Raw genomic sequence first — 23,654 nt, 5'->3', positions numbered from 1 at the left:
CAACGATCGCTTCTGAAGGTACAAAAAGTTATTCATGCAAATTCAAACACCAGACTGGGTAAAACACGCTGTTTTCTACCAAATATTTCCAGATCGCTTTGCCAGAAGCAAACAGCCGCGCAAACGGCTGCTGCGTGAAGCCCGTTGGGAAGATTGGGACGCTATGCCAACACTCCAGGGTTATAAAGGCGGCGATTTATGGGGCATCATGGAGGGTTTAGACTACATCCAGGATCTGGGAATCAACGCAATTTACTTTACACCCATTTTTCAATCCGCTAGCAATCATCGCTATCATACCCACGATTATTATCAAGTTGACCCGATGTTAGGGGGTAACGAGGCTTTTAAGGAATTGCTCGATGCAGCCCATCAACGGAATATCAAAGTTGTTCTGGATGGGGTGTTTAACCATTCCAGCCGTGGGTTTTTCTTTTTCCATGACGTTTTAGAGAATGGCCCCCATTCGCCTTGGGTAAATTGGTTCAAAATTGAAGGCTGGCCTCTTGCACCATACAATGGGGAATTTCCTGCAAACTACGGGGGTTGGGTGGGAAATCGGGCCTTGCCAGAATTTAACCACGACAACCCAGAAGTACGGGAATACATTATGGAAATTGCCGAATATTGGATAAAATTCGGCATCGACGGTTGGCGATTGGATGTACCATTTGAAATAAAAACTCCTGGTTTTTGGCAGGAATTTCGCGATCGCGTTAAGGCAGTCAATCACGAAGCTTACATTGTCGGCGAAGTGTGGGGAGATTCTCGCGAGTGGCTGGATGGGACACAATTTGACGGGGTAATGAATTATCTATTTGCTGGGCCAACAATTGCCTTTGCAGCTGGCGATCGCGTAGTCTTAGAACAAGTTCAAAGCCGCGACTATCAACCTTACCCACCCTTATTTGCTGCCGACTACGCCACCAAAATCCAGGAAGTATTACAACTTTACCCTTGGGAAATTCAGCTGACTCAACTCAATTTGCTAGCAAGTCACGATACAGCCCGATTGATGACTATTGCAGGCGGCGATAAAGCTAGCGTGGAATTGTCAACTTTACTGGTACTTACCTTTCCTGGTGCCCCCAGTATCTACTATGGTGATGAAGTTGGTTTACCTGGTGCGATAGATCCAGATTCACGCCGTGGTTTTCCTTTAGAAGCTAAGTGGGACAAAGAAATTTTCAATACTCATCGCCAATTAATTGCCCTGCGTCACACTTACCCAGCTTTGCGTACAGGTGATTACCAAGTTCTTTATGCTCAAGGACAACTTTATATCTTTGCGCGAACTTTGGGGACAGAGGAATTGATAATTGCCCTCAACGCTGGCACAAGTTCGGCAACAGCGAATGTAGATATCGCCAGTTTGCGTACTCAACCCAACAAGCAGTTATATGGTACTGCTGAAGTTGAGTGGAATGGTGAAGGAGAAACTCAGCAGTTGTCATTAACTCTTCCTGCACGCAGTGGGTGCATCCTGGGGACTGGGGACTAGAGACTGGGGATTGGGGAAGAAGCAGGGGAGCAGGGGAGCAGGGAGCAGGGGGAAAATTCCTCTTTTCTGCACTCTTCTCCATGCCCAATGACGCCACTTGCTTCAAGCCTCTTAACCCTTTCGGCAGTTCCTCATGGGGGAAACCCCCAAGATCGGACTGCCTCACCAACGCAGTGGCTCCCCAATGCCCGATGCCCGATGCCCTTACTTCCCTGCCACCATTGCAGGCATTAACACCTGATCAATAATATGGATCACGCCATTGTCTGCCAGAATATCTGTTTTGAGGACATTGGCGTTATTTACCTTAAATTTGCCGTCGGCAGATTCAATGGCTACAATTGACCCCTCAAGCGTCTCTGCCTCATTAATTTGTACCAAGTCATCAGACCGAACATCTCCACTAGCGATATGATATGCCACAATTTTCATTAGCTTGGGGATATCTTGTAGTAGCGAATCTAAAGTTCCCTCTGGCAGATTGGCAAAGGCTTCATCAGTCGGTGCAAATAGTGTAAAAGAACCAGGGCTTTTCAGAATTTCTATGAAATTTGCAGCTTCAGCAGCCTTTATCAGGGTATTGAAGTTTCCTGCATTGACAGCAGTTTCCACAAGGTCAGCCATAAGGGTGTGTGACTTTAGTCAGGTAATATTTATAAGTAACTTAACTTATAAAGTGATTAAAATATTCTCAACCTCTATCAAGAGAGAGGTTGCTAGCGATTAAACACACAGCAGCATATTTTTCAGTACTGCTACACTGGGGAATGACCCCAAGAACCACTGATTATGCTAAAGCGTTCTAAGTTCGAGACAACTCAGTCTCAAATTATGCACCGTGCTGAGGATCTGATTAGTGCAGCCTCAAATCGTTACCGCATTACGGTTCAGGTGGCAAATCGTGCTAAACGTCGGCGTTATGAAGACTTTGAAAGTAACGAAGATGTGATGATGAAGCCAGTGTTAAGGGCAATTATCGAAATGTCCGATGAATTGACTCAGCCAGAAATTATTGGCGAACTATAAAAAAAGGCTTTAGAGAAGGTAGGATGAGCAAAAATTTATCGTTCATTCAACCCCTACTCAAGTCCTGGCAGACACTCACTGCCTTAATGGTAGTGGGTGTAATTGTTTTGGGTTCAGGGGCAAGCAAATCAATACATAGAAATTTATTTAGTATCCAACCTGCATACGCTCAGAGAATCACTCCTAGCGATGTTTGGCAAAAAGTATATCAGCAATTGCCAGATTTACCACGGGAAAATAAGTATATCAGCAAAGAAAATGGGAAAGTTGCCGAAAACAACACCTTGGTAACTCGCCTGATTAGATATCACATTTATACCAAAGGGCGTGCCCCAATTTATCGCTTGGATTGGAAGCTAACTTTAGCTGATTACCTGGGTGCGAATGAAATCATGTATGATACTACGTATCCTGGAAATGATTCACTACGGGAAAATCCGATAGAAGGCGATCGCAAAGCCATCACCCGTCTCACCCGCAGCCAGCGAGATGCCCTCGTGCAAGTCTTAGTCAATATATTTAATCCCACTTCCCAAAATACCCAATCCCCTAGCCCTAACACCACACCCAGTCCGACTAAATCAACTACCCCACAGCCACCCCAACGGGGAGGTGCCGAATTACTCAAGTAATGGCATTATGATTTGTAAATCAATAACTCCTAACTCCTAACTCCTAACTCTTAACTCCTAACTTTTTATGGAACGCGTTGTAAAAAGCGGATGTGGTTGGCGTATTGGCTGGAACCCTGATGTACCTGATTTTAAAGGTTTAGTCGGTACAGATGATTGGGCAATTGAGTTAACCGAAGCTGAGTTGAATGATTTTTGCCGTCTATTAGCACAGCTAGCAGACACCATCAAACAACTTGCAACTGAATTAATGGAGGAGGAAAAAATTGCTTGTGAAGCCGAAAGCGATTTATTATGGATGGAGGTAGAAGGCTATCCTGATGCTTACACTCTGCGCTTAATCTTGAATACAGGGCGATGTGTAGAAGGTAAATGGGATGCTTCTGCTGTTCCAGATTTACTGCAAGCTACTGGGATACTTAAGGTTTTTTAAATTTGCCTATTGATTATCCTAGAGTTTTGCTATAGAATGGTAATTCTGACCGGGGCGTAGCGCAGCTTGGTAGCGCGCCACTTTGGGGTAGTGGAGGTCGTGGGTTCGAATCCCGCCGCTCCGATTGATGATAAGCCATGCCTGCTAGTCTTTTTAAAAGATTGGCAGGTTTTTTCAATCATGTCTGCGAAACGAGATCAAATCCTTAGCGTAAAATTATTCCAAAGCTTCACTATAAATAATAATTGGAACTGGTACAGACAGCGTAGGCAAACTATTATTATTTAACCATTCGCGCATATTATGTTGTCGGTAAATTTGCACCAATTGATTAAACAATTCCTGACCGATGAAACCATTACGTCGCAGTATATTTAACTCTCGGTTGATTACTTGAATCATAGAACTGCGAAACGCTTTTTCTAGAATATTAACTTGACCTTTTACTTCTTCGTCTGTAATTAATTTAAAAAATATTCTCAGTTCACGGAGAATATACCGTTGTCCCTGAGTCAAACGTTGGTTAAATTCCCGTTCTGCTTGGCGATGTTTCACTTCTTCTGCAAATTGACATTTGATACGCATCACAGCAGAGTTATGCTGTTTGCGAACTGTTAAGGTGGGAGTAGTATAATCAGCTTTAATTGCACCCAGAATGCGGGGGATATCCCTAGAAACTATATTTCCCTCATCGTCTAATAAAAACAACTGCTGATAGCCTTGGATCTCAGGTCGATTGGGGTCTGAAGCTTCACAAAAAACGTATGTCCCCTTCTGTTGCATAGAGAATTTAGCTGTACGAATACCATGTGGTAAACTGGCAATCCGCTCAAATTCACCTAAGTCTTCTTTCTGTAGTTTTCTGAGAATTTATTCAGCTTCATTTAAATCCAATAAATCCTCTTCTTCTTCCATGTCAAAGAAGCTCAATTGTTTACTCTGTTGCTCATAAATAGCATACATAGCTTCTTCATTTAATTGTTCAGTTAGGTCAAGAATTGCAGCATCTTCACCAATAGAGTCATGAATTTCTTGAATTCTATTTTTTAGATTTTGCTTTAAGCCTAAATTACGTTCAATGCCTAATTCAGGTAAAAAGTTATATCCATAAATTACATCTTTATCGCTACCAATTCTGTCAATGCGACCAAAACGTTGAATTAGTTTTACTGGGTTCCAATGCAAATCATAATTGATTATGAGGTCGCCATCTTGAAGGTTTAAACCTTCTGCTAATACATCGGTAGCAATGAGCGTATTTATTTCACATTCACCTGCCTTAAATTTATATTCTTTATTGGCTTTAGGTGCAAATCGACCAATTACACGAGTTTTATTCTTATTACTTCCGCTATAAATAACATCAATATCATCTTGCTTACCTTGTGGGTTTAAATTCTCGTGCAGATATTTAGCGGTATCAGCGTATTGAGTAAAAATCAGCCGTTTTTTATCTTTGAGTATAGGTTTATCTAACCAATTTATCAAAGTCTGTAATTTGGCATCTTTATTAGGTGTAATTGGTTCAACTAACGCTTGAATTTTTTGGAGTAGGTTAATATCATGCTCAATATGCTGTTGTAATTTCTGTCCATTAAAATCCGCCAAGTCATATTTACCAGACACCTGACGTAATACATCCATCAAATCTTGTTCTTCAGCTTGGTTATAATCTGCTGATAGCAAGATTTGCGCTTCCTCTCCTGCGGGAATAAATCCTTGAGATAGTCCATTAACAAACCTTTCATGGACTATCAATAATTTTTGAATAGTTTCTTTAAAAGCATAAACACTCGACTCAAAGCGCTTAAATAATAGCACTCGCATTAGCCCTCGCAGGTTAGCGCCAGCGCGTTGTAAAGTGTTATAAGGCTCTTGTTTTTGTTTGTCTTTTAATACATAATTCCATAACCTATAACGAGCATAGCTAAGTTCGTTGACTAGTGGTTTAGCTAGTTGACGCTTGCGAGATATGCCTAAATATTGACGTAATTCCTGGTAAAGCCCTTGGTATGTATCTTCGATGCTGTATTCAATGGTTTCTAGTTCTCGCTTAGGGAAAAATCGATGTTTACCACCGACAATTACGTAAGCGCGTCGGGTTCCGTCAAGGTATTCTCGGAAGTTAGCCGGGTCTATTGTTTGATGGGTTTGCGCGTCAAAGCCGTAAAAACGTAAGATATGGTTGCGGGTGCGACGAATCAGGATATGAGATAGTAACTCTGGTAATTTCTTTTCGCCCTTTTCCACTAACTGGAAGTATTGCTTTAAGTCGGGAGGGTCTATCGGTAAATCTGTTTTGTCATCTTGATGAAACAGTTTTAGCTGGTAGTAGATATCCAAAGCGCTTTTGTTGCGGGGAGTTGCTGTCAATAAGCAACAACGTTTCCCAGTGGCTAAAAATGTTTCTACTACTTTATATCTTTGAGTAGTGTGATTTCGGAGATTATGGCTTTCGTCAATTAATACAAAATCTCTATCTTTATATTTGAAATCATCTAATAAAAGTTTGAAACCGCTTTCATCGTCTTCTTTCAGCATTCCCATTGACAGAACACGAGCATTTAGCTGATAAACTTCGTTGTAACGTTCCCACATTTCTATCAGTGGCGCAGGACAAATAATTAAGGGACGGGCGCGTTCTGTTTGTTCAAAACGTTTGACAATTGCAGCACCAATAAAGCTTTTACCTAGTCCGACTACATCACTGACAAAAGCGCCACCATAATCTCGGATATTTTGCACAGCATGATTAACAGCAACTTTTTGAAAATCTGCTAATTGTTTAGTAATTTCGTCTTCCAAAATCAAGTCTTTTGGGGTGGTATCTTCTAATCTATCTTTTACTAAACAATAAAGAGTTTTCATGTAAACATCATAGGGACGGACTAAGGAACCCGCCCAAGATTGTTTCATTTCGCGCATCAAGGCTTCATTAAAATCTTCCGCCTCGTTCCACAGTTCCTCAAACCAGTTGGTTAATTCTGTATGATTATCGTTTCCGTGAATTATGACATTGAGTTCAGTATTGTGAGTGATGCCGGAAAGAGTAAGATTAGATGAGCCAACAATAGCAATACCTTTTTCTGTCCGTTCTAAGGCTCTACCTTTGCCATCATAGATAATACCATAGTCAAAAATATAGGCTTTGGCGTGTAAAGTTCCCTTGGTGTAAACTTTGACATGAAGCCGTTTTTCTTCAATCATCTGCACTAGATTTTTTACCAGTGTTTCAGCTTCATCTGTCTGATCCATTAACTCTATACTAGAACGGATATTGGCTGCTGTCTCGTTAGCCATCCGTTTTTATTCACTGCGTTTCGGATATTTTTGAGCTTCAACTTTATCTGCAATTAATTCTAGTCGTCGATATCCTTGGGCGATTTGTTCGACTGATGTATCTATATAGATGATCCCAGAAGAGGGGAGTATTAACTGTCCCATGAATCCCGTTCCTCTTGCAGCTGCCTATCTATTTCTTCAGCACTTTTTGGTGTGCGTTTAGCGTGAACTTCTTCTATAATTTCTATTGCAGAACGCCGTTTTACTTTAGGCTTTTCTGGCAAAATAACAAATACATCAACGGTGTCACCAATCTCGACTTCTGGAAGTTCTATTTCTATTTTGTTTCCTGGTAAAACTTTAGTTGTGATGCGTAAAGCTGCTTGCATGATTTTTTCAACCTTATACGGTTAGGACATCTTCGTAAATATCTGCCATCGTTAGGGTTAACCCTACTGAGTTTAATTCTAGTCTATTGTTCTACAAGCCATACAGGGCGGCGACTCGTTCATCTATTTCTTTCTCCCATATTTCACAGTTAACGCCTTTTGCGTCTAGGCATTTTTGGACTAGTTGAGATATGGTTTCTCGTTCTATAGTCGAAGCGTTTGGAATTGGAATTTTATTCATATATATACTGCGTAACTCTAAAGTTTTGCCTTGAATTTGAGAACAAGCTGTTTTAAGATATTCCCATACAGCAATAGAGTTTAATACACCTAGCAAATAAATATCATTTAACGGGATTATAAATGTTTTGTTATTAGGAAACAAACCTTCTGTGTAAGGATGTTCTTTTAAAAGATAGTCAACGACTTTTCTTTCACTTTGTCTTGACAACTCTTCTGAACTCAAACGTGCATAAATAATGTGAAAAGCATTATTAGCACCACCAGATGCTAATAATAAGGGATCTTCTGTCAGTTCGTTAGCAACTGCATCAGTCAATTGTCTATGAGAAAGTTCTTTATTCACTCGTTCATAGTTTAACTGACTCCAAAACAGTTTTTTGAGTGCATCAAGACTTTTCAGATTTTGGAGTGAATTCAAGACAGACTGTTGCAGTTCTAATACAGACATAAATATCAGGATTTTATAAGTTGTGTATTTTTACCAAAAACCGCGCAGTAAACTCTGACCACGAAGCTTATACCTCGCAGTATTTCCAAAGTTTTGAAAATATGAAAAATTGCCGCTAGTCAGATAAGAATCTGCTGCCTTTCAATTGTTGTATACCTATAAATTAAAAACAATTAATCTGTAATCAGATATTTATAGAAGTAGTATGTTTCAACAAAGCTACAAATTATATAAATTTAATTTACCCCACGTGATATGTCATGCAGTAATTCCACTGAATTAGGTAAAAATTAGTATAAAACTTTATAAAAGTTGGATAAGCCTACAGATGAAGCTAATGCTGAAACTATAGCGCTTCTGTGTTGAGTCCAATTGAGACCTAACCCCCAGCCCCTTCCCTACAAGGAAAGGGGAGTAAGATTTAAAGCCTCTCTCCTTTTAGAAGAGAGGTCAAAGTGTATTGCAAACGAAAAGCGCTATGGAGGATAAATTTTTAACCCTGTCCGCAAAAAAGGCTAATAATAAGATTGCGTTCAGTCGGTGAATACCCTAAAAATTTGGTATGTTACTCATGCTCAGACGCTTAAGTAGCCGTAAAATCTCCTCAGTGGCTATGCTTGTGCTTGTTATATGCTTTACTCTGGTAAATGTGCGTTCATTTGGGCAAACAATTATGACATCAGCACCCCAACTGCTCACCGACCCATTTTTGCAACTGCCAACTGAAACCTCAGTGCGAGTAGTTTGGTTTACTGAGTTTGCTGGTGTTAATCACACAGTAACCTACGGCGAAAATCTCAAACAAACTGCTAAGGCAAATATTACCAAACTCAGTCGCACGCGTGAAGACCAAGAGTCAAGAGTTGCAAACCAAACCAAAGACGGCCAAGTTTATCAAAAACCAGTCTGGCGGAACATTTGGCGACATGAAGCTGAGGTGACTGGGTTAACTTCTGGTTTACGGGTAAACTATCGTGTTACGAGTGGGCGAGAAGACGGTGAGAGTGTTAGCAGTGATATTTTTAGCCTCGCAGCGACTCCAGAACCGGATACAGCATTAAAAATTCTGCTGACCTCTGACCATCAGTTAAAGCCGATGACATCTGCAAATCTGCAAAAGGTGGTAGAAACGGTTGGACGAGTCGATGGGGTGTGGTTTGCTGGTGATTTGGTCAATGTCAGCGATCGCGCCTCAGAATGGTTTGATCATAATAGTGGTGGTGCGTTGTTTCCTGGTTTACAAGGTCGTGCTAAATACGAAATGACGCACGACGGTGTTAAGACAACCTATACTGGTGGACAAATAATTCAAAATGCACCCATGTTTACTTGCATTGGCAATCATGAGGTGATGGGGCGATTTGCTAGAACGGAAAGTTTAGATGATGAATTTAATGATACAATTCCCCGTGCCATTGCTCAAAAAATCTACCCAGACAAATCTTTAATAGATAATTCTTTTAATACTAATACCTACGAGGAGATTTTCTCTTTACCAAAAAGTAAAGAAGGTGGAAAAAGGTATTATGCAGTCAGTTTTGGTGATATACGTTTGGTGGTACTGTACGCTACGAATATGTGGCGCACTCCCAAATTAGATGGAAAGCATAAGGGTAGATATCAAGAAGCAGAAAAGGATTTAAATAATTCTGAAAATTGGGGTTATGGACAGTTGATTTATGAGCCAATTGCTAAAGGTAGCAAGCAGTACAATTGGCTAGAGGCAGAACTCAACAGCCCTGAGTTTAAACAAGCAAAATACAAAGTTGTGATGTTTCATCATCCGCCCCACACTTTGGGTGATAATATAGTTCCTGCTTATACAGAACCAGTACAGATAATTGAACGGGATAACAGCAATATCAAAGCAGTGCGTTACGAGTACTCCAAAGATGCAGATTATATTATCCGCGATGTTGTTCCTTTATTAGAAGCAGCTAATGTGCAATTGGTATTCTATGGGCATTCTCATTTGTGGAACCGCTTTGTTAGTCCCAATGGAATGCACTTTCTGGAAACATCTAATGTGGGTAATACTTACGGTGCTGCTTGGGGTGACAGAAAGCGAGAAGTGCCAACTGGGTATCAAGAGGATTATATTAAGCTTGGTGATCCCAATGGTTTAGAACCGATAGTGCCAACAATTTCCCCCTTGTTAGGTGAAGATGGGAAACCAATACCTTATATTGCGAGTAATGATATTACGGTTTTCAGTATTTTTGATACAGCAACGGGTACGATCAGTAGTTATCGTTTTGATACTCGCAAGCCTGATTCGGAAGTATTGAAGTTTGACGAATTTAAGTTGAAATATAGCAATCCTATCTGATTTGTGAAAATCGTCAGCCTTAGATCCCCGACTTCTTCAAGAAGTCGGGGATCTTGTTGTTCGTGAATGATTTAGGATTGCTATAGACTAGCGATCGCTTCGGCAACTAATTTAGAAACAAAGGGCAAAATATCCCGACTTTTAGCCTGCGCTTTCCCTTCAGTAAATACCACTAAAAGATAAGGGCGCTGTTCTGGTAACTCAATATACCCGGCATCATGGTGAACTTGACTTGTCCAGCCTGCTTTTGACCAAATTTGAGCATTTTCAGGGAGTCCACCACCTAAAAAACCTGCCACCTGATCTTCCTCTCTGTCAGTGGGCAAATCGTTGAGAGTCCGTTTGAGCAAAGCCATCATTGCTTGCGATCGCCCGCTTGAAACCGCCACTCCACCTACAATACTATGCAGTAACCTGGCGATCGCATTTGTTGTCAACATATTGCGATTTTCCAGTAACTCTCCCACAAATGCCCGTTCTCGTCCATAAGGGCCATCACTCCAAGTTTTTTGACAGACGTTAATCGTCTCCATTTCTTCCCAACCCAAGGATTGGTAATAGCGGTTAACAATATTACGCTGATATTTCCAGGTTTCAAAGGGCCCGGTTGGTAATTCTGGCCCTGAAGTGGTACCACTGAGAATATCCACAATCAAGCTGGTAGCATCATTACCAGAATCTACAATCATATCCCGCAAGGCTCGCTCCAACTCCTTGGAGGTTTGACTCATGCCTTTTTCTAACCATTCGTTTACCGCCACCAGATAAAATAGCTTGACAACACTGGCGGGATAAATCCGCTCGACACCGCGATAAGTGAAACCACGAACTGGGTGATCCCAAAAAGCTTTGGGAGTCAGCGCACCACCAGTATTTACTAGCACTGGTGGATCGTAAACAACCCAAGTCAGGGCAATTTGGTTACGGGCTAAAGTCCCAAATGCTTCCCAAGTTGCATCTAAAATGCCTAACCCAAGATTTTCGAGTTGTTCGTCTTTATTAAAAAAAATCATTCTCGAATAATGTCCTTTAATCTAAAATCCCAAATCCAAAATCCAAAATCAGGGGAGTATCAGTGTTTAGCTGACCTGAATTTATATGATTCTCCTGAATGTACACGCTTGGCAACTCAAGCCGCATCTGGGCGACATTTATGGGTAACATCAAATCATCAAAATTCAGCGGTTGAGGTCTATTTGTGTGAAGATGACTATCCCGGATGGGTATTTCTTTCAGATTTTGATTCATTACAATCTGCTACTGTACATTATCAGGCTGCAACATTTTCAGAATCGGAGATTAAAAAACTCCTAGCAGAGGTTATCGCCTTTACCCAAAAAGCGATGCAACAATCAAATTATTACCTTTGGGGTGGTACGGTTAGTCCAAATTACGACTGTTCTGGGTTGATGCAGGCGGCGTTTGCTTCGGTGGGTATTTGGTTACCTAGAGATGCCTATCAGCAGGAAGAATTTACTCAACCGATTACTATTGCAGAATTAGCAGCCGGGGATCTGGTATTTTTTGGAACTCCCCAAAAAGCAACCCATGTCGGACTTTATTTGGCGGATGGTTATTACATCCATAGTTCTGGTAAAAAGCAGGGACGGGATGGGATTGGTATTGATATTCTCTCGGAACAGGGAGATACGGTTAGTCAGTCGTACTATCAGCAGCTGCGGGGTGCTGGTAGAGTTATCAAGAGTTACGAACCACAGAGACGCTGAGGGCGCTGAGGAATATGAGGAGTGGGTTGGTTTCCGAAAGGACTAGTGAGGAAAATGGGGCGATTTCCGTAATTGTCCCAGATGTTTCAGTGGTGGTGCCGATACATGACGAAGTGGAAAGTTTGCCGCTTTTACTAGAAGCGATCGCATCTACTTTATCCTCTAGTCAGATAAATTATGAAATCATTTGTGTGGATGATGGTTCTACAGATGGTTCCGGGGAATTTCTCAAAGAACAGGCGCAAATCCGCACTGATTTAAAGGCGGTGATTTTGCGTCGCAACTACGGACAAACTGCGGCTATGGCTGCTGGGTTTGATTATGCAGTAGGTAAAGCGATCGTCACTTTAGATGCTGATCTCCAGAATGACCCGGCTGATATCCCGATGTTATTAGCAAAGCTGGGCGAGGGTTACGATTTAGTGAGTGGTTGGCGGCAAAAACGCCAAGATGGTGCTGTGAATCGGTTACTTCCTTCCAAAATTGCCAATTGGCTAATTCGCCGTACCACTAGCGTGAATATTCATGACTATGGCTGTTCGCTAAAAGCCTATCGTGCAGAACTGTTGGCAGATATGAACCTCTACGGGGAATTACACCGATTTTTACCTGCCCTGGCGTACATTGAAGGAGCTAGAATTACCGAAATGCCAGTGCGTCATCACGCCCGTCGCTTTGGTCGCAGTAAGTACGGCATTTGGCGGACATTCCGCGTGTTGATGGATTTGTTAACCATTCTATTTATGAAAAGATTCCTCACTAGCCCAATGCACGTTTTTGGACTGTTGGGCTTGATTTCAATGGTTTCGGGGACAGCGATCGGAATTTACTTGACTTTTGTCAAATTTGCTTTACATGAGGACATAGGTAATCGCCCTTTATTGATTTTGGCAGTTCTCCTACTGGTAACTGGAGTCCAGTTGTTTTGCTTTGGTCTTTTGGCAGAATTGCTTATGCGTACATACCATGAATCCCAAGGACGGCCTATCTATCGCGTGCGAGAGGTGGTAGCAAGAAATGTTGACTAAGGTAACAATAGTCATGGGGCATGGGGCATTGGGCACTTGTACTGAGCATCTCGACTTCTCTACCAGACGCTACGCGTAGCTTGCTTCCCCGTAGGGGTACGCTCGATGGAGCCGTTACCGTTGGTGCAGCCTATCGTAGAGAACTATTGGGCATTGGGCATGAGTAAACAGTCAAGAGTAAATATTGGTTTACTCCTAACTCCTAACTCCTAACTCCTAACTATTGATAAAAACTCATTAAATTGCATCTACCTTGAAAGCATTTAATACCTTTGACGTCGATCTGCGGCGCAACCTGCTGATTTTATTTACAGCAGGTTTATTATTCTGGTCGAGTATATTTTCGCTCTTACCAACTCTACCGCTTTACATCAATGATGTGGGCGCAAGCAAGCAAGAAATTGGGATTGTGATGGGCAGTTTCGCCATTGGGTTATTGCTATTTCGCCCGATGCTGGGACGGTTAGCCGATGAACGTGGTCGAAAAATTGTCTTGGTGATTGGTACGATAGTAGCTGCGATCGCACCCTTTGGTTACTTGGCAACCCAATCAATTCCACTGTTGATCCTGGTGCGGATTTTTCACGGTATTAGCATAGCCGCTTTTGCTACTGGCTACAGTGCCTTAATCGCAGATTTCGCTCCCCTTGAAACTCGTGGTGAAATTATTGGTTACATGAGCCTGACAACTCCTTTGGGTTTGGCAATTGGCCCTGCCTTGGGAGGGTATTTAGAAGCTACAAGTGGTTACGGGATATTATTTCTGTTATCTGCTGAATTGGGTTTTTTCGCCCTCTTGGGGATTATACAAGTTACTAATCCCCCAGTGCAGACACAGGAGCAAACTGAGGCAAATGATCCCAACTTTTGGCAAATTTTGGCTAGTCCACGGGTGAGAGTTCCAACTATAGTTATGTTGCTGGTTGGTTTGTCCCTCGGTGCTGTAGATACCTTTGTGTCGTTGTTCCTCAAATCCACTCAGGTGAACTTGAATGGCGGACTGTTTTTTACAGCTGCGGCAATTTCTAGTTTTAGTATCAGGTTGTTTGCTGGTAAGGCAAGCGATCGCTTTGGTCGTGGTTTGTTTATCACCCTTGGTATCTTTTGCTACCTTTTAGCGTTAATACTGCTGTGGCAAGCTGACAGCGCGATCGTTTTTTTACTGGCTGCGATTGCTGAAGGTGGTGGTGTTGGTACATTAATCTCGATGATGATCACGATGATGGCAGACCGCTCCCTGCCGCAAGAACGGGGGCAAATTTTTGCTATATGCATAGCTGGACTTGACTTGGGGATTGCGATCGCCGCTCCTCTTCTGGGTACCGTAGCAGAACTTGTAGGCTACCGCAATATGTTTGGCTACGGTGCTGTAATCACTTCTGTTGCACTTGTAATCTTCCTTACCCAGTCGAGCAAAAACCTATCCAACTCCCTGCGCTTTGCACTAGGTCGCGCTCCAGATGCCTATGCCTTGAACAACTTAAAAGTTAGGAGTGAGGAACTTTAATTCCTCACTCCTAACTTTCAACTCTTAACTTTCAAAAACGGGCGAGGAGGGATTCGAACCCCCGACACCGTGGTCCGTAGCCACGTGCTCTAGTCCACTGAGCTACACGCCCTCACCGATAATCTATATTAACACGTTCTAACTAAATAATGCAAGATATTCCATCTAATTTTGCCAACTTAACCCATCTAGATCGCCAAGGACAGGCACAGATGGTGGATGTGTCTGACAAAGCACCCACCGTCCGCCAAGCAGTAGCTGCTGCCAATGTGCGGATGCTACCTACAACCTTCGCTGCCATTCAAGCCGGAAATGTGCCAAAAGGAGATGTGTTAGCAACTGCAAGATTGGCTGGGATTATGGCAGCCAAGCAAACAGCCACTTTAATTCCTCTGTGTCATCCGTTGCCTCTGCAAAAAATCGCAGTTGAAATTATACCCGATCCGCAACTACCTGGTTATCAAATTCAAGCTACAGTCAAAACCAAAGCTGAAACTGGTGTAGAGATGGAAGCCTTAACTGCCGTTTCTGTGGCTGCCCTGACTTTATACGATATGGCAAAAGCCTTAGAAAAGTCGATTCAAATTGAATCGATTCGTTTAATAAGTAAGAGTGGCGGGAAATCAGGAGATTACTCCTTGCCAGAGCAATAACCTAGATTATCTTACCTATAGCTTTATTGAGATCGGTTGGGCTTTCAAACTCCTCATCTTCTGGCAGTTTATCTAACACAGAGATAAGTAGGTTGGCGTAAATAATTATCGTTGGAATAAGGCAGTTCTTGCTGGAGGCAATAAGCCGGGCAAAAAAGGGTTTGAGCCTTGTTTACTTTTCTTTACACAGTTGGGTTTTATTGTGCCGACTTACTTAATCTCTTTATCTAGTCCAAAATCCAAAATTGCTTGACCAAATTTATCACACTTTACTAAAAGTTGTTGTTTACAAGCTTATGAGTTTTTATACAACAAAATCTTTTTTCCTGGTCTTTCGTACCTTATGCTTAATCCACCATTGCCGGATACCAGTCCAAGGAAGGTAAAGCGCTGCGATACTGATTAAAAATTCTAAAATGCGGGTCGTCCAGCCACCCCGGATAAATTTTAATTTCTGTTTTGTGGTTATCGCTGTCATGTTTTCCTCCTAAGATGGTTGGTTGGACGTGAGTTCGATAAACCTCTCCCTGCCTTGAACTAAAGTTCAAATCTGTCGCTCTCCGATTTAAAGCTACGGTGTACACACAAGTCGGAAAAATTTCCTCTACCAAAGATTTGCGGTAAAGCAGCGTAGCGTCGACCATAGGAAAAGGGTGCGTTACGCTGGCGTAACAAAGCTAAATTGTTGCAATCATGGCGGACTCATTTGTTATTTCGGCGAACGCATTTGTTATTTCGGCGGACTCATTTGTTATTTTGGCGAACGCATTTGTTATTTCGGCGCACGCATTTGTTATTTCGGCGCACGCATTTGTTATTTCGGCGAACGCATTTGTTATTTTGGCGAGCGCATGGATGAAAGCGATCGCTGTTAAACCTAAAAACTTACTAAAACCGGATTGAAAATGTTCCCCGCACACTAAACGGTTCACCCGCGAAGGCAGTGTAACTCCCCAATTCGTAATACCGGGTCTCAAACAGATTTTTAAAATTCAATTGCACATCCCAGTTTTCATGCCGATAAAAGAGACTAGCATCTGCACGTACATAAGAAGGCAACACAAAATTATTCGGGACTTGAGTTTCGCGCTCATCCACATAAAACAACCCGAAGCCAAAGCCTAAGCCTTTATAATCACCCCGTTGTATTTCATAGGTCGTCCACAAACTGACTCCCTGTCTAGGAGAATTTCGCAGCGTATCCCCAACCGGCAAGTCATTCGATTTAGAGATAATTGGGTCACTCAGAAATGCAGAGGCATAGATATTCCAACCTGGCAGAATTTCTCCATTCATGCCCAACTCAATCCCGCGACTTCTGACTTCTCCAATGGGAATCGAGAAATTCTCAGGGTCTTCAGGATCGGGGGTCAGGACATTGGTTTTAGTAATCTCATACAGCGCTAGGGTTGCTGCCAGGTTGCCAAACTCAGTTTTAATTCCTGCTTCCTACTGAGTCCCGCGTTCAGGACCGAAAGGCTCTCCCTGACGAGTTAGCCCACTTTGGGGATTAAAAGACTGGCTAAAGACAGCATAAAGTGAAATTGGTGCGATCGGTTGATAGACAATGCCGACGCGGGGAGAGAAATCACCTGCGTTAGAGTCAGAGTAAGATTCGGTTCGCTCTCCTTGAAAGATTTCAACGGTTTTATCGGAACCACTGGAAACATCGTATCTGCCCCCAAGCAGCAGCTTGAGGTTGGGCAACAGCGTCACCTGATCTTGCAAATAGACCCCTAATGAGTCACTAGTACTTTCTCGCTTAAAATTAAAATACTTAGATGACGGATCTTTGTATGTGGAGTTATTGTACGTGGGGTTGAACAAATCATTGAAAAAACCCTCATTGGGGTTGGTAAAACCGTCCTTAGAAATCGAATGAACCAGATCGACCCCTGCCAAAAGTTGATACTGTATTGAACCCGTGTTAAACCGGGCATTCAAATTGGTTTGCCAAGAATACGTACTGTTATCAAGAGGACTACGATCCTGATATGTCCGAAACACCTGATTTGTCTGTGGATCGAAATCAAAAGCAGTCACGTACCGATCTCTGCCATCAAAAAAGGTTCCTGCCAGAGCGGTGTGCAGGCTAAGGCGATCGCTAAACTTATGATCCAAGCTGAGGGTGAGTTCATGGCTCATGCCATTGGATCGAGGGTCAGGGTAGTTGAAGTTGCGAGTGATGGGCAACTTCAACGATGCGGGTCTAAGGGTAAACCACTGTACTCATTCCGCTCGTTGTAGTTGTATTCATACTCAAACTTCAAGCTCGTGGCATCACTGAATTTATAGCTGATCACAGGTGCGATCGAAATCGTTTGTCCATTAACAAAATCAGCAAAGCCACCATAATTCTGGTAGGCAACATTGAGACGGTACAACAAGCGTTTGTCTGTCGTTAGCGGGCCAGATAAATCAATCGAGGGTTGATAAAAGCCAAACTGTCCAGCCGTGAGGCTTGCTGCAAAATAAGGGTAGTTCAGGGGCTGCTTAGTAATATAGTTGATCGTACCGCCTGGTTTGCCAGAGGCAGACCACAGGGCATCTGGCCCTCTCAACACTTCCACCTGTTCAATATTGTTAGCCAAGTCTGGCGGCGCTCCAAAACCCCCGACTTGAGCGAATCCATTTCGCAGTCCCCTGGCTGCAAATCCACGAATGTTAAAAGTGCGTGTTTGCGACCTAGAGTCTCCTTCTGATGTGACTCCAGCTGCATTCTGAAGAACATCTTCAACCCTGATGATCCCCTGATCTTTAATCACTTGTTGAGGAACAACTTGAATAGATTGGGGGATATCCCGCAGAGGGGTATCCGTTCGTGTGCCAGTAGAGGCATTCGGTATGCGATAACTATCTTGCTCACCCGTCACCACCAATTCAATCGGTTCATCACTCTGTGCTGATGATTGCTCTGGTTGAGTTTGTTGTGATCTCTCTCCTTCCCCTCCCCTTAGTAGAGTGGGGTTTTGCTGCTGTGGTGTTGTCGGTGCAACACTGGCAATATCGAAAATCAAACCTTCATTACTGTCATATAGTTCCACAACAGGCAAACTCGTCTCACTTGTCACCATTACCCTGATAGTATTATTAGCCTGATTTGAAACTATAATTTCAGTAATTTACGCAGTTGGTTTTTCTTGCCGAAAACTATTACCACTAGCTAACCGCAGTTGAACATTAGGAATATCTGCAATAAAGCTATTACCCAGACTGCGATTTGTGAGTTGTAATTTATCCCCTTGGGTAGTCTCTAAAATCACCTCAATTCCCTTATTAGTGGAATTCAGTTTGACTCCCGTAACTTGCACAACTTCTGTATTTGGTTCTGACGACTGCACTAGCATTTGAGCACTAGTCAGTGGATGCTTGATTTCACTGAGTGGTCGAATCTTTTTGCTTGGCTGAACTAGTTGTCTAGAACTGAGTCGGGGTAATAATTGATTCTTATTCCCATTTGTACTAGTTGAACTACTAACTTGTTGCAAGTTCTCCCTTTTACCTCCTGGCTTTGGGCTGGAATTGTGAAGAATAGTAATACAGATCCTGTGAGCAACAGGATGTCAAGTAATTTATCTAGTTTCATTAAACTCCTCAAACATTACACAAGTTAGGTCAGATTTATAGCGATGCCTACGGCGGGCTACGCCTACGCAGTTTTTCTGCGCGTCAGTCCTAAAGAAGTAAGAATGGGATTTTCTTACTGGGCTGACAAATTCTATTTATAAAAATTTCAGCCTGCCAATGCTGCTCACCGTTATCAAGTATGACCGACTAGCCACACTTTTGACATAGGCTTGCAATACCTTTGTCATTTAGATAGGTTTTACTAAACCTTACATGAATGTCAATATAAGTAATTTTCATGAATGAAACCGAAATAGCTGGCTCAGGATGCTGGTAAAGCTCATACTGAGTCTCATTAATTTTTCACCTTGTACGAAATATCTCTTTATTAGGAGTGATAAATGCTATCCAGATTTTCGCGTGTTTTCAACGATAGTTCCAGAAACGTTAGACGTAAAGTTATCAACATTTATGCGTTCTTGATTAGCGTGAATATTTTGGTCTGGGTAGTTGCCCTGATTGCATTCCATCGCTACCCCCTTCTACTTGGCACTGCCGTATTAGCTTATAGCTTTGGTCTACGTCATGCTGTAGATGCCGATCACATCGCCGCGATTGACAATGTTACCCGTAAATTGATGCAGGAGAACAAACGACCTGTTGCTGTTGGGTTTTTCTTCTCTTTAGGTCATTCCACCGTTGTAATTGCCGCCTCTATTGCGATCGCCTTAACCACTACAACCATCCATAACAACTTTCCCAATTTTGAAAAGGTTGGGGGGCTAATTAGCAGTACCGTTTCTGCACTTTTCCTACTAGCAATTGCAGCGATCAATATGGTGGTGCTGTGGGATGTTTATAAGACTTTCCAAAGTGTCAAGCGCGGAGGAATCTACGACGAGCAATCTTTAGATGAATTTTTAAACCAACGTGGGCTACTCGGTCGCATCTTCCGTCCTTTGTTTCGGTTAATAGATAGTAGCTGGAAAATGTTTCCTTTAGGTTTCCTCTTTGGTTTAGGCTTCGACACGGCGACAGAGGTAGCACTGCTGGGGATTTCTGCCAATCAAGCAGCTAAAGGTTTGCCTATCTGGTCGATTCTATTGTTTCCAGCTTTGTTCACGGCAGGTATGTCTCTGATTGACACCACTGACGGCATTTTAATGCTTGGTGCTTATGGCTGGGCTTACGTCAAACCAATCCGCAAGCTCTACTACAACATGACCATCACCCTTGTTTCTGTACTAGTTGCTGTGGTCATTGGTGGAATTGAGGCGTTGAACATTATTGGTGATCAGTTACAACTGAAAAGTCCGTTTTGGGATTTCATTAGTCAACTAGGTGATAACTTTGGCACAATTGGTTACTTAATTATTGCCATCTTTGTATTCAGTTGGTTACTTTCGACGATCATCTATAAAGTCAATAAGTATGATGAGTTGGAAGTCACTAGTGCTACACCCGCTAAACACAGGAAGAATAGGCATTGAGCCTATATGCGCGACATAAATGCCCCAAAAACCTTAGAATGAGTAGGGTGTATTTAAATCTGTAACAAATATTTATGCCTCCTCGTTGGCCTCGCGAACCCGATCGCAAAGACCCTGATTACCGCAAAATAGATGACCGGATGAATTTTGCCATCCATGTGGCGATCGCTGCTAGTATTAATTCTGGCTTGTGGTTTTTCCACAACTTGAAAGGTACTACCTGGGAGTGGCTGCCGTGGTTGACTGTAAGTTGGACAGGAATATTGTTGGTGCATCTAATTTATATTGCGGCGATCGCCAACTACACCGAAACTCCATCCAAATCCACCTGAAGACGGACTGCTGATGCTGGGGCGATTGTAACCTGTGGTAGTAGGATTAACCTGTTAATTGAGTGATAATCTAAAAAAGTCTGAGATTTCGCGCTCTTTCTCAATGTAGGGTTATTTTTATGGCTAAGACTAACACCACAGAACTACTGGAAGCCCTAGCAGCTGAAATTGGCGAAAATGTCTACATAGACATTGCCAAATGGCATCTTTATTTATCTAATGCCAAACTGCATACCCTTGTTGCTGAACAGTTGTATCCCTTAATTACTTCCAAAAATGTAAATGAAGACCAAGTTATAAAAGTCTTGCAATCAATTCCAGTAAAAATTGGTGGCGGCAGAAGAGAACTTCCTTTAATCGATTTACTTCCACTGCAATGCCAAGTGACCTTAGTAGATATTTTAGAAAAATATCAACGCGAAATCTAATCGCTAAAACTAAGATTATTTGAATTAGACAATTTTCTCGGTCAGCATTCCTTATTCAATTTTAGATTTGATATGCTGCATTTGGAATTTATTTGCTGTCTCCATTTTATAAAAATAAAAATAACAGATACACATAGATAAATCTCGTGTAATTTATGTCTGTATATCTGGTAAAAATTTCCTTTATCACTTAAGGAATATCGACGTTCTAAATCGGTTGAGATGTGAGCGAGTTTATGTTAAAACTCCCAGTACACCTCATGCAAACTTATGGAGGCAATTTCTATGCTTTTACAACTCAAAGATACTGGCGAATTAGTAAAAATTCTTGAGATTCAGGAATTGCTTGATCCGAATAATGATGTCGTTCAAGGACGACAACAAGAAGGTGAAGAAGAACAGCCACCTAATCCCTTTAAAAAAGAAAATCTCGTTTTTCCTTCAGGTGAAGTTCTACCACGTTGTTGGTTAGATGCCAACTATAGACATGACAACGCTTAATGATTTTAAATCAGGTAATTGGTAATCGGAAGTAAACTGATTATCCATTATCAATTTACCTAATAAGAGCAACAAACGGTAGGGGCGCACATCTGTGCGCCCTTACTATTATGTTCCAGATGATGATGCAGCTTTTTCTTCTATCGTCACCGCTTCATTCTCCTGAAACTTCGGGAAAAATGTCTTAGCAATCCAGTAAGTCAAAATGTGAGACAATAATCCTAAAGGGCCAGCAAACAAACACAAAGCTAGGGAGTGAATTGTCCAAATAGCTGTTTTTTGCCCTTCCCAATAAATCCAGCGACCGACGAATAAATCCATCACTAAAAAATGAATCCAACCCGTTGCAGCAGCTGTTTCATCTGCAAAAAATCGCGCAATATCAGCTAATTGGGGATTCGATAAAGCTTGGGCATTTTCTGGCGTAATGCTGTTGATAAACAAATATAAATATGCCCCAGCTAGCAGCACAAAAGGTAGATAAGATGACATTATCTGCCGTGTAACTTTCCAATTTGGCAATAAAATCATCAACGTCCAAAATGGCAATACGAAAAGATTGGCAACGTTAAATAGTTGAGAGATAGTCATATTTTTGTAAAGTAAGGAGTTAAAAATGATCAGTTAGTAATTAGGAATTTTAAGTTATTAGCTTGGTTTTGAGGTTTTGAATTAAATAGCCTTTTATAATTCATAACTCATAACTCATAACTTATAAAGCTACTAACTGCGATTCGATTTCTGAGGATTTCAAATCACGACCGATGAAAACTAAGCGCGTTTGCCTAGCCTCTTCTGGTTTCCAGGGGCGATCGTAAAATTTATCAAATCGGGTTCCCACGCCCTGCATTACTAGGCGCATGGATTTGTTTGGCACTGCCACAAAGCCTTTAATCCGGTAAATTTCTTGTTGTTGTGCCAATGTTTGCAACTGCTGTTGCAGCTTTTCTGGGTCAAAGGTACGATCCAAAATTAAATTAGCTGAGATAATCTCTTCGTCGTGGTTGTGGTCTTCTTCGGTATCGTGATGACTGGGACGAGAATCTAAGTTGTCTTCGACTGCGGCTTGAAATCCTAATAATATAAATGCGTCAAGTTGAGAATGTAGGTGTAGCCCGCCGTAGGCATCGCTCTCGACAATCTTCACTACTCTAGGCAATTCTTGTTTAATCAATTCCTCAACTCTGGCTTTTGTTTCGGCATCTACCAAGTCAATTTTATTCAATACCACCAAGTCTGCACAAGCAAGTTGGTCTTCAAACAGTTCTTGCAAAGGTGTTTCATGTTCTAGATTATCATCTGCTTGCCGCTGGGCTGCGATCGCCTCCGGATCACTAGCAAATGTCCCCGCTGCTACCGCCGCACAATCTACTACGGTAATCACCGCATCTACAGTAGCCGCATTGCGAATTTCTTGCCAGCGAAAAGCCTTCACCAGCGGTTTTGGCAAGGCTAAACCAGAGGTTTCAATCAAAATGCAGTCGATGCTATCTCGCCGCTTAATTAACTCTTGCATCGTCGGGTAAAACTCTTCCTGCACAGTGCAACATAAGCAGCCGTTAGTTAATTCAAAAATATTGGTGTCGCCCTCACCATCTTCCGGGCAAACTTGACAGGATTTTAACAATTCGCCATCAATACCGAGTTCGCCAAATTCATTGACTAAAACGGCAATGCGGCGTCCTTGGTTGTTTTGTAGTAGGTGGCGAATTAGGCTGGTTTTTCCACTACCTAAGAAGCCTGTAATCACTGTGACAGGAATTTTTGCAGCCATATTTTTGCCTGATTGACTCAGTGTGTTAAGTTTTACAGGTTACAAACTTAAATACTGAGATTAAGCTTGGTTTGAAGATTGACTTAGTTATTTTAAGCTGAAAGTCTATGGTTAGCCTGAAAATATTACCGTTACTGTTGAGTTTAGGTTTGGTTTTGATTCCTCAAATCATTGTGGCACAAACGGTAGAGGAGGTGGAAGAAAAAGCGACATCGCCGAGGAAGTGAAAAATTGAGGCTTCAAGATATGTAGAACTGGGCGATGTGCTAAGGGCAACATGAGCGCCTTTGGCTTGATGAAAGAATCGATAATAGAAGTTACGCATTGATAAATACAGCAAGATGTGTATCCAGGGTGATGGGCG

27 protein-coding genes, 2 tRNA genes and 1 pseudogene are annotated in these 23,654 nt (G+C 42.1%); 16 read left to right on the top strand and 14 right to left on the bottom strand.

What is annotated here, in order from left to right:
• Window positions 1–34: 34 nt before the first annotated feature.
• A complete protein-coding gene (locus V7K85_RS28180; RefSeq protein WP_334818696.1) occupies window positions 35–1,501 on the top strand; it encodes a glycoside hydrolase family 13 protein in 1,467 nt (488 codons plus the stop codon).
• Between the two features lie 204 nt (window positions 1,502–1,705).
• Here the strand turns inward: V7K85_RS28180 and V7K85_RS28175 are convergent, their stop codons facing one another.
• The gene (locus V7K85_RS28175; RefSeq protein WP_334818694.1) at window positions 1,706–2,125 is read right to left on the bottom strand and encodes a fasciclin domain-containing protein; all 420 of its coding nucleotides are present in this window, start codon (window positions 2,123–2,125) and stop codon (window positions 1,706–1,708) included.
• 165 nt (window positions 2,126–2,290) lie between these two features.
• Here V7K85_RS28175 and V7K85_RS28170 point away from each other — a divergent pair, with 165 nt between their 5' ends.
• From V7K85_RS28170 to V7K85_RS28155, 4 genes are all read left to right on the top strand, one after another.
• Complete coding sequence (locus V7K85_RS28170) at window positions 2,291–2,527, top strand: DNA-directed RNA polymerase subunit omega (RefSeq protein ID WP_229550577.1); 237 nt, start codon at window positions 2,291–2,293, stop codon at window positions 2,525–2,527.
• A gap of 23 nt (window positions 2,528–2,550) precedes the next feature.
• Window positions 2,551–3,159: a hypothetical protein gene (locus tag V7K85_RS28165; RefSeq protein ID WP_334818692.1), complete on the top strand. Its 609-nt coding sequence runs from the start codon at window positions 2,551–2,553 to the stop codon at window positions 3,157–3,159.
• A gap of 67 nt (window positions 3,160–3,226) precedes the next feature.
• Window positions 3,227–3,592 carry a DUF1818 family protein gene (locus V7K85_RS28160; protein ID WP_334818690.1) on the top strand — a complete coding sequence of 122 codons (366 nt, stop codon included), beginning with the start codon at window positions 3,227–3,229 and terminating at the stop codon, window positions 3,590–3,592.
• 50 nt (window positions 3,593–3,642) lie between these two features.
• Window positions 3,643–3,716: transfer RNA gene (locus V7K85_RS28155), tRNA-Pro, on the top strand.
• 92 nt (window positions 3,717–3,808) lie between these two features.
• Here the strand turns inward: V7K85_RS28155 and V7K85_RS28150 are convergent.
• The 5 genes from V7K85_RS28150 to V7K85_RS28130 all read right to left on the bottom strand — a co-directional run bounded on the left by V7K85_RS28150 (window position 3,809) and on the right by V7K85_RS28130 (window position 7,954).
• A complete protein-coding gene (locus tag V7K85_RS28150) occupies window positions 3,809–4,375 on the bottom strand; it encodes a hypothetical protein (protein WP_334818688.1) in 567 nt (188 codons plus the stop codon).
• A gap of 87 nt (window positions 4,376–4,462) precedes the next feature.
• Entirely contained in the window at window positions 4,463–6,892 is a 2,430-nt protein-coding gene (locus V7K85_RS28145; protein ID WP_334818686.1) for a helicase-related protein, read from the bottom strand.
• 6 nt (window positions 6,893–6,898) lie between these two features.
• Window positions 6,899–7,036: a hypothetical protein gene (locus V7K85_RS28140; RefSeq protein ID WP_334818684.1), complete on the bottom strand. Its 138-nt coding sequence runs from the start codon at window positions 7,034–7,036 to the stop codon at window positions 6,899–6,901.
• Window positions 7,024–7,263, bottom strand: a complete 240-nt coding sequence (locus V7K85_RS28135; RefSeq protein ID WP_334818682.1) for a hypothetical protein — start codon at window positions 7,261–7,263, stop codon at window positions 7,024–7,026. The genes V7K85_RS28140 and V7K85_RS28135 overlap by 13 nt, the downstream gene beginning before the upstream one ends.
• A gap of 91 nt (window positions 7,264–7,354) precedes the next feature.
• Window positions 7,355–7,954: a hypothetical protein gene (locus V7K85_RS28130; protein WP_334818680.1), complete on the bottom strand. Its 600-nt coding sequence runs from the start codon at window positions 7,952–7,954 to the stop codon at window positions 7,355–7,357.
• A 673-nt stretch (window positions 7,955–8,627) separates the two neighbouring features.
• Between V7K85_RS28130 and V7K85_RS28125 the strand changes: the two genes are divergently transcribed.
• The gene (locus tag V7K85_RS28125) at window positions 8,628–10,283 is read left to right on the top strand and encodes a metallophosphoesterase family protein (protein WP_334818678.1); all 1,656 of its coding nucleotides are present in this window, start codon (window positions 8,628–8,630) and stop codon (window positions 10,281–10,283) included.
• 80 nt (window positions 10,284–10,363) lie between these two features.
• Here the strand turns inward: V7K85_RS28125 and V7K85_RS28120 are convergent, their stop codons facing one another.
• Window positions 10,364–11,296: a serine hydrolase gene (locus V7K85_RS28120; protein ID WP_334818676.1), complete on the bottom strand. Its 933-nt coding sequence runs from the start codon at window positions 11,294–11,296 to the stop codon at window positions 10,364–10,366.
• 9 nt (window positions 11,297–11,305) lie between these two features.
• Between V7K85_RS28120 and V7K85_RS28115 the strand changes: the two genes are divergently transcribed.
• The 4 genes from V7K85_RS28115 to V7K85_RS28100 all read left to right on the top strand — a co-directional run bounded on the left by V7K85_RS28115 (window position 11,306) and on the right by V7K85_RS28100 (window position 14,545).
• Window positions 11,306–12,010, top strand: a complete 705-nt coding sequence (locus V7K85_RS28115) for a C40 family peptidase (protein ID WP_334818674.1) — start codon at window positions 11,306–11,308, stop codon at window positions 12,008–12,010.
• Window positions 12,011–12,024: 14 nt separating this feature from the next.
• Window positions 12,025–13,038, top strand: a complete 1,014-nt coding sequence (locus V7K85_RS28110; protein ID WP_334818672.1) for a glycosyltransferase family 2 protein — start codon at window positions 12,025–12,027, stop codon at window positions 13,036–13,038.
• 20 nt (window positions 13,039–13,058) lie between these two features.
• The gene (locus tag V7K85_RS28105) at window positions 13,059–13,205 is read left to right on the top strand and encodes a hypothetical protein (protein WP_334818670.1); all 147 of its coding nucleotides are present in this window, start codon (window positions 13,059–13,061) and stop codon (window positions 13,203–13,205) included.
• Between the two features lie 86 nt (window positions 13,206–13,291).
• On the top strand, window positions 13,292–14,545 hold the full coding sequence (locus V7K85_RS28100) for an MFS transporter (protein WP_334818668.1): 1,254 nt from the start codon (window positions 13,292–13,294) through the stop codon (window positions 14,543–14,545).
• A 38-nt stretch (window positions 14,546–14,583) separates the two neighbouring features.
• Here the strand turns inward: V7K85_RS28100 and V7K85_RS28095 are convergent.
• A tRNA-Arg gene (locus tag V7K85_RS28095) sits at window positions 14,584–14,657 on the bottom strand.
• Between the two features lie 37 nt (window positions 14,658–14,694).
• Here V7K85_RS28095 and moaC point away from each other — a divergent pair.
• Window positions 14,695–15,198, top strand: coding sequence for a cyclic pyranopterin monophosphate synthase MoaC (moaC, locus tag V7K85_RS28090; RefSeq protein ID WP_334818666.1), 504 nt, complete (start codon window positions 14,695–14,697; stop codon window positions 15,196–15,198).
• A gap of 347 nt (window positions 15,199–15,545) precedes the next feature.
• Here moaC and V7K85_RS28085 read toward each other — a convergent pair whose 3' ends face one another.
• Entirely contained in the window at window positions 15,546–15,842 is a 297-nt protein-coding gene (locus V7K85_RS28085; protein ID WP_334818664.1) for a hypothetical protein, read from the bottom strand.
• Window positions 15,843–15,891: 49 nt separating this feature from the next.
• Between V7K85_RS28085 and V7K85_RS28080 the strand changes: the two genes are divergently transcribed.
• Window positions 15,892–16,101: a hypothetical protein gene (locus V7K85_RS28080; protein ID WP_334818662.1), complete on the top strand. Its 210-nt coding sequence runs from the start codon at window positions 15,892–15,894 to the stop codon at window positions 16,099–16,101.
• Here V7K85_RS28080 and V7K85_RS28075 read toward each other — a convergent pair.
• From V7K85_RS28075 to V7K85_RS28065, 3 genes and pseudogenes are all read right to left on the bottom strand, one after another.
• Window positions 16,087–17,391: pseudogene (locus tag V7K85_RS28075) on the bottom strand (TonB-dependent siderophore receptor). The gene V7K85_RS28080 and the pseudogene V7K85_RS28075 overlap by 15 nt on opposite strands.
• 2 nt (window positions 17,392–17,393) lie before the next feature.
• On the bottom strand, window positions 17,394–18,272 hold the full coding sequence (locus V7K85_RS28070; RefSeq protein WP_334818660.1) for a TonB-dependent siderophore receptor: 879 nt from the start codon (window positions 18,270–18,272) through the stop codon (window positions 17,394–17,396).
• 48 nt (window positions 18,273–18,320) lie between these two features.
• Window positions 18,321–18,686 carry an AMIN domain-containing protein gene (locus tag V7K85_RS28065; protein WP_334818658.1) on the bottom strand — a complete coding sequence of 122 codons (366 nt, stop codon included), beginning with the start codon at window positions 18,684–18,686 and terminating at the stop codon, window positions 18,321–18,323.
• A 480-nt stretch (window positions 18,687–19,166) separates the two neighbouring features.
• Here V7K85_RS28065 and V7K85_RS28060 point away from each other — a divergent pair, with 480 nt between their 5' ends.
• From V7K85_RS28060 to V7K85_RS28045, 4 genes are all read left to right on the top strand, one after another.
• Window positions 19,167–20,255: a HoxN/HupN/NixA family nickel/cobalt transporter gene (locus V7K85_RS28060; RefSeq protein ID WP_334818657.1), complete on the top strand. Its 1,089-nt coding sequence runs from the start codon at window positions 19,167–19,169 to the stop codon at window positions 20,253–20,255.
• Window positions 20,256–20,329: 74 nt separating this feature from the next.
• On the top strand, window positions 20,330–20,587 hold the full coding sequence (locus V7K85_RS28055) for a hypothetical protein (RefSeq protein WP_334818655.1): 258 nt from the start codon (window positions 20,330–20,332) through the stop codon (window positions 20,585–20,587).
• A 119-nt stretch (window positions 20,588–20,706) separates the two neighbouring features.
• Window positions 20,707–21,015 carry a DUF3181 family protein gene (locus tag V7K85_RS28050; protein WP_334818653.1) on the top strand — a complete coding sequence of 103 codons (309 nt, stop codon included), beginning with the start codon at window positions 20,707–20,709 and terminating at the stop codon, window positions 21,013–21,015.
• A gap of 285 nt (window positions 21,016–21,300) precedes the next feature.
• Entirely contained in the window at window positions 21,301–21,516 is a 216-nt protein-coding gene (locus V7K85_RS28045) for an acetyltransferase (protein WP_334818651.1), read from the top strand.
• A gap of 108 nt (window positions 21,517–21,624) precedes the next feature.
• Here V7K85_RS28045 and V7K85_RS28040 read toward each other — a convergent pair whose 3' ends face one another.
• Window positions 21,625–22,107 carry an ABA4-like family protein gene (locus V7K85_RS28040; RefSeq protein ID WP_334818649.1) on the bottom strand — a complete coding sequence of 161 codons (483 nt, stop codon included), beginning with the start codon at window positions 22,105–22,107 and terminating at the stop codon, window positions 21,625–21,627.
• A gap of 121 nt (window positions 22,108–22,228) precedes the next feature.
• Window positions 22,229–23,290 carry a cobalamin biosynthesis protein CobW gene (cobW, locus tag V7K85_RS28035; protein ID WP_334818647.1) on the bottom strand — a complete coding sequence of 354 codons (1,062 nt, stop codon included), beginning with the start codon at window positions 23,288–23,290 and terminating at the stop codon, window positions 22,229–22,231.
• Window positions 23,291–23,654: the final 364 nt, after the last annotated feature.

Origin of the sequence: Nostoc sp. (assembly GCF_036917615.1) — a bacterium.
In the GTDB taxonomy this organism is placed as follows: Bacteria; Cyanobacteriota; Cyanobacteriia; order Cyanobacteriales; family Nostocaceae; genus Nostoc.
The sequence above is the reverse complement of the archived record's forward strand: the minus strand, read 5'-3'. Positions and strand labels throughout refer to the sequence as shown.